A 10,112-nucleotide genomic window follows, 5' to 3' on the forward strand; every position below is an offset into this window, starting at 1 on the left:
GGGACCTCAAGGTCGCCGACGCCACGGCCATCACGCTGTGCCGCGACAACCGGCTCCCGATCCTGGTCTTCGAACTGCTCGCCGAAGGCAATATCGCCCGCGCCGTCAAGGGTGAGAAGATCGGCACGCTCGTGAGCGACCAGGGCACCCGGGCCTGAGCCCGTCGCACCGGGCCCCGCGGGGCCCGGTCCGGGCGGCCCGGTCCGCCCCGCCCGCCTGAACCATCCACTCAAGACATGCAGGAGCACGTGGTGATCGAAGAAATCCTCCTCGAGGCCGAGGAGAAGATGGAGAAGGCCGTCGTTGTCGCCAAGGAGGACTTCGCCGCGATTCGCACGGGCCGTGCGCACCCGGCGATGTTCAACAAGATCGTGGCGGACTACTACGGTGCCATCACGCCCATCAACCAGCTCGCCTCCTTCGCGGTGCCCGAGCCGCGCATGGCGATCGTGACCCCGTTCGACGCCTCCGCGCTGCGCAACATCGAGCAGGCGATCCGCGACTCCGACCTCGGCGTCAACCCGAGCAACGACGGCCGCATCATCCGGGTGACCTTCCCGGAGCTGACGCAGGACCGCCGCAAGGAGTTCATCAAGGTCGCCAAGACCAAGGCCGAGGACTCCCGCGTCTCGATCCGCTCCGTGCGCCGCAAGGCCAAGGACGCCCTCGACAAGCTGGTCAAGGACAAGGAGGCCGGCGAGGACGAGGTGCGCCGCGCCGAGAAGGAGCTCGACGACACCACCGCGAAGTACGTCACGCAGGTGGACGAGCTGCTCAAGCACAAGGAAGCCGAGCTCCTCGAGGTCTGATGAACGACTCTCCCTGGGCCGCTGAGCCGGTACCGGCGGGTCCCGCATACGATGCGCTGGTGGGCCCGCAGACTGCGCCCATGCCCATCGTGCCCGATGCCGCCGGCCGTGCGTTCGACGACCGGGAAGCACGCGATCGGGGGGCCGCCTTCGCCGGCGGCCCCCCGCTCCGTACCGAGATGCCGTTGCAGGAGCCCATGCCCAGCCCCCCGCCCCCGCCTCCGCAGGCACCGCAGGACGCCTCGCCCCCGCCGCAGAAGAAGCGCGCAGGGCGGGACCTGCGGGCCGCCATAGGGGTCGGCGTCGGCCTCGGCGCGGTGATCTTCGCTTCGCTGTTCATCGTGAAGGCCGTCTTCGTCGGCGTGATCGTCGTCGCGGTCGTCGTCGGCCTGTGGGAGCTCACCTCCCGGCTCCAGGAGAAGAAGGGCATCAAGGCCCCGCTGGTCCCGCTCGCGGTCGGCGGTGCGGCGATGGTCATCGCCGGCTACGTCCGGGGGGCCGAGGGCGCCTGGGTCGCCATGGCCCTGACGGCGCTGGCGGTGCTCGTGTGGCGGATGACGGAACCGCCCGAGGACTACCTCAAGGACGTCACCGCGGGCGTCTTCGCGGCGTTCTACGTGCCCTTCCTGGCCACCTTCGTCGCGATGCTGCTCACGGCCGAGGACGGCCCGCAGCGGGTGGTGACCTTCCTGCTGCTGACCGTCGTCAGCGACACCGGGGCGTACGCCGTCGGCTGGCGCTTCGGCAAGACCAAGCTCGCGCCGCGCATCAGCCCCGGCAAGACCCGTGAGGGGCTCTTCGGGGCGGTGGCCTTCGCGATGGGCGCCGGCGCGCTGTGCATGGAGTTCCTGATCGACGGGGGCTCCTGGTGGCAGGGCCTGCTGCTGGGCCTGGCCGTCGCCGTCAGCGCGACCCTGGGCGACCTCGGCGAGTCGATGATCAAGCGTGACCTGGGCATCAAGGACATGGGCACGCTGCTGCCGGGCCATGGCGGCATCATGGACCGCCTGGACTCGCTGCTGCCGACCGCTCCGGTGGTCTGGCTGCTGCTGGCGGCCTTCGTCGGCACCGGCTGACGGGTCCGGGCCGGGTTATCCTGGAGGGCGCGCCGTGTTCACGCGGCGCGCCCTTTCCGTCTTGCGGCCGAGCCGCCGCGGACCGGCCCTGCACGCGCGGGGTGACCCCCACCCCGTCGTACCGAGGAGTACCGCATGGCCCCCCGTCCCGCTCCGGGTGAGCTCACCTTCGTCGCCCCGCGAGGGGCCAAGAAGCCGCCCCGGCACCTCGCCGACCTCACCCCGGCCGAGCGCCGCGAGGCGGTCGCCGCGATCGGCGAGAAGCCGTTCCGGGCCAAGCAGCTCTCCCAGCACTACTTCGCCCGCTACGCCCACGACCCGGCGGAGTGGACCGACATCCCGGCGGCCTCGCGCGAGAAGCTGCAGCAGGAGCTGCTGCCGGAGCTGATGAACGTCATCCGGCACATCAGCTGCGACGACGACACCACCCGCAAGACCCTGTGGAAGCTGCACGACGGCACCCTCGTGGAGTCCGTCCTGATGCGCTACCCCGACCGGGTCACCATGTGCATCTCCTCGCAGGCCGGCTGCGGCATGAACTGCCCGTTCTGCGCCACCGGCCAGGCCGGCCTCGACCGCAACCTCTCCACCGCCGAGATCGTGCACCAGATCGTCGACGGCATGCGCGCCCTGCGCGACGGCGAGGTCCCCGGCGGCCCGGCCCGCCTGTCGAACATCGTCTTCATGGGCATGGGCGAGCCGCTCGCGAACTACAACCGCGTCGTCGGCGCCATCCGCCGCCTCACCGACCCCGAGCCCGACGGCCTGGGCCTGTCGCAGCGCGGCATCACCGTCTCCACCGTCGGCCTGGTCCCGGCCATGCTGCGGTTCGCCGACGAGGGCTTCAAGTGCCGCCTCGCCGTCTCCCTGCACGCCCCGGACGACGAGCTGCGCGACACCCTGGTCCCCGTGAACACCCGCTGGAAGGTCCGCGAGGTCCTCGACGCGGCCTGGGAGTACGCCGAGAAGTCCGGCCGCCGGATCTCCATCGAGTACGCCCTGATCCGCGACATCAACGACCAGGCCTGGCGCGGCGACCTGCTCGGCCGGCTGCTCAAGGGCAAGCGCGTGCACGTCAACCTGATCCCGCTGAACCCGACGCCGGGCTCGAAGTGGACCGCCTCGCGCCCCGAGGACGAGAAGGCCTTCGTCGACGCCATCGCCCGGCACGGCGTGCCCGTGACCGTACGGGACACCCGGGGCCAGGAGATCGACGGAGCGTGCGGACAGCTCGCGGCGAGCGAGCGGTAGGCTGGCCCGCGTACATCTGCATATTCCGACAGGGGAGCGCCACAGCGCTGAGAGTGCGGCATACCGTCAGGCCGCAGACCCTCTGAACCTCGCCCAGGTCATTCTGGGTAGGAAGTTCGGTCACCACCTCAAGCTGTTGCGCCCTGCCCGGGCGCACCGCTCCTTCCAGAGCGCCCGGGCGGGGCCGCGTCTTCTCCTGGTCATACCCAGGAGGAATCAACCGTGAGCACCACCAAGAAGATCGCGGGTGCGGCGCTGGCCGCGGCCCTCGGCGTCAGCACGCTCGCCGCCTGCGGCGGCGGTACCAAGAAGGACGACGGGGCCGCGGCGAGCGGATCGCCGAAGTCCAAGACCGTCACCCTCGTCTCCCACGACTCCTTCAACGTGAGCGAGCCGGTCCTCAAGGAGTTCGAGCAGCAGAGCGGCTACACCGTCAAGGTGCTGAAGTCCGGGGACGCCGGCGCCGCCCTCAACCAGGAGATCCTCACCAAGGGCTCCCCGCGCGGCGACGTCTTCTTCGGTGTCGACAACACGCTCCTCTCCCGGGCCCTCGACAACGGGATCTTCACCCCCTACGAGGCCAAGGGCCTGGACGGGGTCAAGCCCGAGTACGTCCTCGACAAGCAGCACCGGGTCACCCCGGTCGACTCCGGCGACATCTGCGTCAACTACGACAAGGCCTACTTCGCCGACAAGAAGATCGCCCCGCCGCAGACGCTGGACGACCTGGTCAAGCCGGAGTACAAGAACCTGCTGGTCACCGAGAACGCCGCGACCTCCTCGCCCGGCCTCGGTTTCCTCCTCGCCTCCGTCGGCAAGTACGGGGAGGACGGCTGGAAGGACTACTGGAGCAAGCTGAAGGCCAACGGCGTCGAGGTCGTCGACGGCTGGGAGCAGGCCTACAACGAGCGCTTTTCCGGCTCCGCCGGCGGCAAGAAGGCCAAGGGCGACCGCCCGCTGGTCGTCTCCTACGCCTCCAGCCCGCCGGTCGAGGTCCTCTACGGCGAGCCCCAGCCGGCCGAGGCCCCCACGGGCGTGGCCACCGGCACCTGCTTCCGCCAGGTCGAGTTCGCGGGCCTGCTGAAGGGCGCGAAGAACGAGGAGGGCGGCAAGGCCCTCATCGACTTCCTGATCGGCAAGAAGTTCCAGGAGGACATGCCGCTCCAGATGTTCGTGAACCCGGTGGTCAAGGACGCGAAGCTGCCGGAGGTGTTCACCAAGCACGGTGCGGTGGTCGAGAAGCCGGAGAACGTGGCCCCCGAGACCATAGCCAAGAACCGCGACCAGTGGGTCAAGGCATGGTCCTCGATCGTCGTGAAGTAGTACGCGACGGCTCCCCGCGGGAGGGCGGGCGGGCGACCGCCGTCAGGCTGGCCCTGATGGCCGTGCCGCTCGCCTTCTTCGGGCTGTTCTTCGCCTACCCCGTGGCCGCCATCGTCGGCCGCGGGTTCAGGACGGACGAGGGCTGGCAGTTCGGCCGGATCGGCGAGGTCCTCTCCCAGCCGGACATCGCCGGCGTGCTCTGGTTCACCACCTGGCAGGCGCTCGCCTCGACGGTGCTCACCCTGCTCGTCGCGCTGCCCGGCGCGTACGTGTTCGCGCGCTTCTCCTTCCCCGGCAAGCAGCTGCTGCGCGCCCTGGTCACCGTGCCCTTCGTGCTGCCGACCGTGGTCGTCGGCACGGCCTTCCTGGCCCTGGTCGGGCGCGGCGGGCTGCTGGACGAGGTGTGGGGCGTCCGGCTGGACACCACCGTGTGGGCGATCCTGCTCGCCCACGTCTTCTTCAACTACGCCGTCGTTGTCCGGACGGTCGGCGGGCTCTGGGCACAGCTGGACCCGCGCCAGGAGGAGGCCGCCCGGGTGCTGGGCGCCGGACGGTTCGCGGCCTGGCGGCGGGTGACCCTGCCGGCTCTGGGGCCTGCCGTGGCCGCCGCCGCGCTGATGGTCTTCCTGTTCACCTTCAGCTCCTTCGGCGTCGTGCAGATCCTCGGCGGCCCCGGGTACGCCACGCTGGAGGTCGAGGTCTACCGGCAGACGGCGCAGCTGCTGGACCTGCCCACGGCGGCGGTGCTGACGCTGGTCCAGTTCGCCGCCGTCGGGCTGGTCCTCGCCGTGCACGCCCGGACCGTGCGCCGGCGGGAGACCGCGCTGCGGCTCGTCGACCCCGCGCGGACCGCGCACCCGCCGCGCGGCTGGGCGCAGCGGGCTCTGCTGGGCGGGGTGCTGCTGACGGTGGTCCTGCTGATCGTGGCTCCGCTCGCCGTGCTGGTGGAGCGGTCCCTGGACGCCCCGGGCGGGTACGGGTTCGGGTTCTACCGGGCGCTCCAGGAGGCCGGTGCCGGGGGTGGAACGTTTCTGGTGCCGCCGCTGGAGGCCATCTGGAACTCCCTGCAGTACGCGCTCGCCGCCACCGCCATCGCCCTGGCCGTCGGCGGGCTCGCGGCCGCGGCGCTGGCCCGGCGGGCGGGACGCTTCGTCCGGGGCTTCGACGCGCTGCTGATGCTGCCCCTCGGGGTGTCCGCGGTGACGGTGGGTTTCGGGTTCCTGATCACCCTGGACCGGCCGCCGCTGGACCTGCGCACCTCCTGGATCCTGGTGCCGCTGGCGCAGGCGCTGGTCGGGGTGCCGTTCGTGGTGCGGACCATGCTGCCGGTGCTGCGGGCGGTCGACGGGCGGCTGCGGGAGGCGGCGGCCGTGCTCGGCGCTTCGCCGCTGCGGGTCTGGCGGGAGGTGGACCTGCCGCTCGTACGGCGGGCGGTGCTGATCGCGGCGGGCTTCGCCTTCGCGGTCTCGCTGGGCGAGTTCGGGGCGACGGTGTTCATCGCCCGGCCGGACCACCCGACGCTGCCGGTGGCCGTGGCCCGGCTGCTGGGGCGGGCCGGGGAGATGAACTACGGGCAGGCGATGGCCCTGAGCACGATTCTGATGCTGGTGTGCGCGGTGTCCCTGCTGGTGCTGGAGCGACTGCGACCCGACAAGACCTCGGGAGAGTTCTGATGACCCTGCTCCGGCTCGAAGGGGTGACGGTCCGCTTCGGCGACCGGGCGGTCGTGGACGCGGTGGACCTGGAGGTCGCCGAGCACGAGACCGTCTGTGTGCTGGGGCCGAGCGGCAGCGGCAAGTCCACCCTGCTGCGGGTGGTGGCCGGACTCCAGCAGCCCTCCGCCGGACGGGTACTGCTCGCCGGCGCCGACCAGGCGGGCGTGCCGGTGCACCGGCGGGGGGTGGGCCTGATGTTCCAGGACCACCAACTGTTCCCGCACCGGGACGTCGGCGGGAACGTCGCCTTCGGCCTGCGCGCACGGGGCTCCGCGAAGCCGGAGTACGAGGAGCGGGTGGCGAGCCTGCTGGAGCTGGTCGGGCTCCCCGGGGCGCAGCGCCGGGCGGTGGCCTCGCTGTCGGGCGGCGAGCAGCAACGGGTGGCGCTGGCCCGGGCCCTGGCCCCCTCGCCGAGGCTGCTGATGCTGGACGAGCCGCTGGGCCAGCTGGACCGGGGGCTGCGCGAGCGGCTGGTGGTCGAGCTCCAGGGGCTGTTCTCCCGGCTGGGCACCACCGTGCTGGCCGTCACCCACGACCAGGGCGAGGCCTTCGCCCTGGCCGACCGGGTGGTGGTGATGCGGGACGGGCGGATCGCGCAGGCGGGGACCCCGCTGGAGGTGTGGCAGCGGCCGGCGTCGGAGTTCGTGGCACGGTTCCTCGGCTTCGAGAACGTGGTCCCGGCCACCGTCTCCGGGGGCGCGGCCGCGACCCCGTGGGGGAAGGTCCCCGTACCGGCGGGCTCCCCGGAGGGGGAGCGGCGGCTGCTGGTCCGGCCCGCCGGGGTGGTGCTGAGCGCGGCCGGGCTGGGCTGCGTGGTGGAGTCCCGTACCTTCCGGGGGACGCACGTGGCGCTGCTGCTGCGGCCCGAGGCGGGGCCCGCGCTGGAGGCGGAGTGCGATCTGACCGCCGCGCCGGCCGTGGGGGACCGAGTCGCGGTGGCCTTCACGCCTTCCGAGGTGGTCGTCCTTCCTGCCGCCTAGGCCTGCCGCTCAGGCCTGACGGTCAGGCCGCCCGGATGCCGTCGACGGCGACCGGCAGGTGGCGGGGGCCGCGCAGGACCGCGTTCTGCCGGTAGGGCGGCGGGTCCTCCAGCAGGCGGGGGTTCTCCAGCCGGCGGGCCAGCTCGCTCAGGGCCAGTGCGGCCTCCAGCCGGGCCAGCGGCGCCCCGAAACAGCTGTGGATCCCGCTGCCCAGGCCCAGGTGCTGGACGTCCGGGCGGTCGGGGTCGAAGCGGTCCGGATCCTCGAAGCGCTTCGGGTCGCGGTTCCCGGAGGCCAGGATCAGCCAGAGCGAGGAGCCCTTGGGGATGGTCACCCCGGCCACCTCGATGTCGGCCAGAGTGCTGCGCTGCGGCAGCAGCTGCACCGGCGGCTCGAAGCGCAGCAGCTCCTCCACCATCGGGACCGCCAGGTTCGGCTCGGAGCGCAGCCGCTCCAGGTGCTCCGGGTTGCGCAGCAGGGTGAGCATGCCGTTGGTGATCAGGTTGACGGTGGTCTCGTGGCCGGCGATCAGCAGCAGCGCCGCCGTGCTGAGGACCTCCATCGTGCTCATCGTGCCGTCCGGGCCCTGGCCGGTGGCCAGCTCCGAGAGCATGTCGCCGGTCGGGTTCTTGCGCCGCTCCTCGATCAGCCCGGCCAGGTACATGCCGAGCTCCATCCGGGCGCCCTCCGTCTTCTTGGCGCGTTCGGCGGGGTCGGCGTCGGGATCGGGGTCCAGGCTCGCGGCCAGGGTGTCGGCCCAGACGTGGAAACGGGCCTCGTCCTCGGGCGGCACGCCCAGCAGCCGGCAGATGACCGTCACCGGGAAGGGGTAGGAGAACTCCTCCACCAGGTCGATCCGGGCCGGGTCGCCCTTCGCGGCGATCGTGTCGATCAGCCCGGTGACGATGCCGCCGAGCTCGCCGCGCATCTGTTCCACCCGGCGCGGGGAGTGCGGCGGTCCGAAGGGGCGGTTGGTCATGCGGCGCAGCCGGTCGTGGTCGGGCGGGTCCAGCTTCAGGAAGGACGGCGGCAGGACGTCCGACCCGCCCTCCTCCGCCTGGTTCAGCGGGTCGCCGGCCGTCGCCGTCAGGTTGCGGGAGTCGGAGCTGATGCGCGGGTCGTGCAGCAGGCCCTTGATCTCGTGGTAGGTGCTGATGACGTACGGGCCGTCGCCGTCGTGGAACACCGGGGTCGCACGGAGCTCCTGGTACAGCGGGTAAGGGTTGGCGCGGCTGGAGTAGTCGAGGATCTGCCGCAGGATGCCTTGGGTCATGAGGGGTCCTCGTGCTCGTGCTCAGTTGTGCGCCGGAGTGAAGGTCATCCGCCGGTCCGCCGGAGAGTGACCGCTCAGCGTGATGGTCGGGCCGTGCGTGGGCACCGAGGGGTCGGGGAAGTCCGCGGGCAGCGGACGTTCGCCCTCCGGCCTGCGGTCCACTGTCGGGTAGGGCGGCGGGAACGGCGCGGTCTGCTCGATCTGCTGCTCGTAGAAGTCCAGCCAGCGGCACTGGTCGAAGGTGACGGCCCCGATGACGCGGCCCTGGTAGCCGTACACGCCGACGAAGCGGCGTTCGGCCCGCGAACCCTGGGTGATCATGATCTCCGTGCCCATCGAGGGGACCCCGACCGACTTGATGTTCACGCCGAACTGGGAGGACCAGAACGCCGGGACCCACAGGTGGGGCCTGCGTTCGGCGCTCGTGCTGAGCATGTTGTGCGCGGCGGTCTCGGCCTGGGCCACGGCGTTTCCCCAGTGCTCCAGGGACAGGAACTGGTAGCCGAACAGGGCGTGCGGGGAGCGGGCGACGTCGCCGGCCACGTAGATGTCGTCGGTGACGATGCCCATGATGTCGAAGGCCCGGCAGCCCGCGTCGCAGGCGATGCCGCGCGGACCCGCGCCGAGCCCGGAACCGGCGAGCCATTCGGTGTTGCGCTGGGCGCCGAGTGAGACGACCACCACCTCCGCCTCCAGCGTGGTGCCGTCGGACAGGTGCGCGGCGCGGACCCGCCCGGAGGAGTCGCCCTCCAGGGCCGTCACCATGATCCCGGTGCGCAGGTCGACCCCGTTCTCGCGGTGCATGTCGGCCGCCACGGCTCCGACCACCCCGCCGAGCGCGCCGACCAGCGGGGCGTCCGCGCGTTCGGCCACGGTGACGGCGAGGCCGCGCTCCCGGCAGGCGGAGGCGATCTCGGACCCCGTGAACCCGGCGCCGATCACCAGGACCCGGCCCGGCCCGGCCGCGAGGGCGCGTTCCAGGGCCGCCGCGTCACCGCGGGTGCGCAGCACGAAGACGCCGTCCAGGGCGGCCTCTTCGGGGTTCGGCCAGGGCCGGGCGCGCACCCCGGTGGCGATCAGCAGCCGGTCGTACTCCACCTCGTCGCCGTCGGCCATCCGGACCCGGCTGGCCGCCATGTCCAGGCCGGCGGCGGGTACCCCGAGGCGCCACTTCGCGTCGATGTCCCGGCGGCGCGGCAGGGCCGTCCCGTCGGCGGTCGCCATGCCCAGCAGGACCTGCTTGGACAGGGGCGGGCGGTCGTACGGCTCGTGGGGTTCGTCGCCGATCATCGTCAGCTCACCCGCGAAGCCCTTCTCGCGCATCTTCTCGGCGGCCCGCAGGCCGGCCAGGGAAGCGCCCACGACGACGATGCGGCCCTCGCGCTTGAGCCGCTCCAGGGCTCCGTCACTGTTCACCGCTGGCCTCCGGGGCTTGGAGGGACCCGTTCATGGCGTCCAGGAGGATGGCCCGGACGGGGCAGGCGTGGGCGGCGCGCACCACGTTGTCGTGCTGGTCGTCGGGGGCCTGCGGGTTGTAGAGCAGTGACTCGTCGCCGTGCATGGCGAAGACGTCGGGTGCGAGGAACGCGCACTGCGCGTACCCCTGACAGCGGTTCAGGTCGACGACGAGCCTCATGAGGCATCAGCCTTTCCATGCCCTGATGACCCCCGCACTGCCCCCGAGG

9 protein-coding genes and 1 pseudogene are annotated in these 10,112 nt (G+C 72.1%); 7 read left to right on the forward strand and 3 right to left on the reverse strand.

Annotation, left to right across the window (positions count from 1 at the left end):
- The 7 genes and pseudogenes from VR44_RS46830 to VR44_RS04095 form a co-directional block, all read left to right on the forward strand.
- A pseudogene (locus VR44_RS46830) lies at nucleotides 1–158 on the forward strand (UMP kinase); the annotation flags it as partial.
- Nucleotides 159–251: 93 nt separating this feature from the next.
- Nucleotides 252–809, forward strand: coding sequence for a ribosome recycling factor (gene frr / locus VR44_RS04070; RefSeq protein WP_045945969.1), 558 nt, complete (start codon nucleotides 252–254; stop codon nucleotides 807–809).
- The gene (locus VR44_RS04075) at nucleotides 809–1,885 is read left to right on the forward strand and encodes a phosphatidate cytidylyltransferase (RefSeq protein WP_045945962.1); all 1,077 of its coding nucleotides are present in this window, start codon (nucleotides 809–811) and stop codon (nucleotides 1,883–1,885) included. Before frr ends, VR44_RS04075 begins: the two co-directional genes overlap by 1 nt.
- A gap of 135 nt (nucleotides 1,886–2,020) precedes the next feature.
- Complete coding sequence (gene rlmN, locus VR44_RS04080; protein ID WP_045945963.1) at nucleotides 2,021–3,136, forward strand: dual-specificity RNA methyltransferase RlmN; 1,116 nt, start codon at nucleotides 2,021–2,023, stop codon at nucleotides 3,134–3,136.
- 222 nt (nucleotides 3,137–3,358) lie between these two features.
- Nucleotides 3,359–4,459, forward strand: a complete 1,101-nt coding sequence (locus VR44_RS04085) for a thiamine ABC transporter substrate-binding protein (RefSeq protein ID WP_045945964.1) — start codon at nucleotides 3,359–3,361, stop codon at nucleotides 4,457–4,459.
- A 56-nt stretch (nucleotides 4,460–4,515) separates the two neighbouring features.
- Entirely contained in the window at nucleotides 4,516–6,132 is a 1,617-nt protein-coding gene (locus tag VR44_RS04090; RefSeq protein WP_045945965.1) for an ABC transporter permease, read from the forward strand.
- Entirely contained in the window at nucleotides 6,132–7,154 is a 1,023-nt protein-coding gene (locus tag VR44_RS04095) for an ABC transporter ATP-binding protein (protein WP_211275016.1), read from the forward strand. Before VR44_RS04090 ends, VR44_RS04095 begins: the two co-directional genes overlap by 1 nt.
- A 22-nt stretch (nucleotides 7,155–7,176) precedes the next feature.
- Here VR44_RS04095 and VR44_RS04100 read toward each other — a convergent pair whose 3' ends face one another.
- The 3 genes from VR44_RS04100 to VR44_RS04110 are packed head-to-tail and all read right to left on the reverse strand — an operon-like array spanning nucleotide 7,177 to nucleotide 10,063.
- Nucleotides 7,177–8,427 (reverse strand): cytochrome P450, encoded by a 1,251-nt coding sequence (locus VR44_RS04100; RefSeq protein ID WP_045945966.1) that lies wholly within the window; start codon nucleotides 8,425–8,427, stop codon nucleotides 7,177–7,179.
- 21 nt (nucleotides 8,428–8,448) lie between these two features.
- The gene (locus VR44_RS04105) at nucleotides 8,449–9,843 is read right to left on the reverse strand and encodes an NAD(P)/FAD-dependent oxidoreductase (RefSeq protein ID WP_045945967.1); all 1,395 of its coding nucleotides are present in this window, start codon (nucleotides 9,841–9,843) and stop codon (nucleotides 8,449–8,451) included.
- On the reverse strand, nucleotides 9,833–10,063 hold the full coding sequence (locus VR44_RS04110) for a ferredoxin (RefSeq protein ID WP_045945968.1): 231 nt from the start codon (nucleotides 10,061–10,063) through the stop codon (nucleotides 9,833–9,835). The genes VR44_RS04105 and VR44_RS04110 overlap by 11 nt, the downstream gene beginning before the upstream one ends.
- Nucleotides 10,064–10,112: the final 49 nt, after the last annotated feature.

Source organism: Streptomyces katrae, assembly GCF_000966975.1.
Taxonomy (GTDB): domain Bacteria; phylum Actinomycetota; class Actinomycetes; order Streptomycetales; family Streptomycetaceae; genus Streptomyces; species Streptomyces katrae.

Coding starts and splice junctions, on each gene's coding strand:
- VR44_RS04090 (WP_045945965.1), top strand. CDS start 4,516: ATGGCCGTGCCGCTCGCCTTCTTCGGGCTGTTCTTCGCCTACCCCGTG.
- VR44_RS04095 (WP_211275016.1), top strand. CDS start 6,132: ATGACCCTGCTCCGGCTCGAAGGGGTGACGGTCCGCTTCGGCGACCGG.
- VR44_RS04100 (WP_045945966.1), bottom strand. CDS start 8,427: ATGACCCAAGGCATCCTGCGGCAGATCCTCGACTACTCCAGCCGCGCC.
- VR44_RS04110 (WP_045945968.1), bottom strand. CDS start 10,063: ATGAGGCTCGTCGTCGACCTGAACCGCTGTCAGGGGTACGCGCAGTGC.
- VR44_RS04075 (WP_045945962.1), top strand. CDS start 809: ATGAACGACTCTCCCTGGGCCGCTGAGCCGGTACCGGCGGGTCCCGCA.
- rlmN (WP_045945963.1), top strand. CDS start 2,021: ATGGCCCCCCGTCCCGCTCCGGGTGAGCTCACCTTCGTCGCCCCGCGA.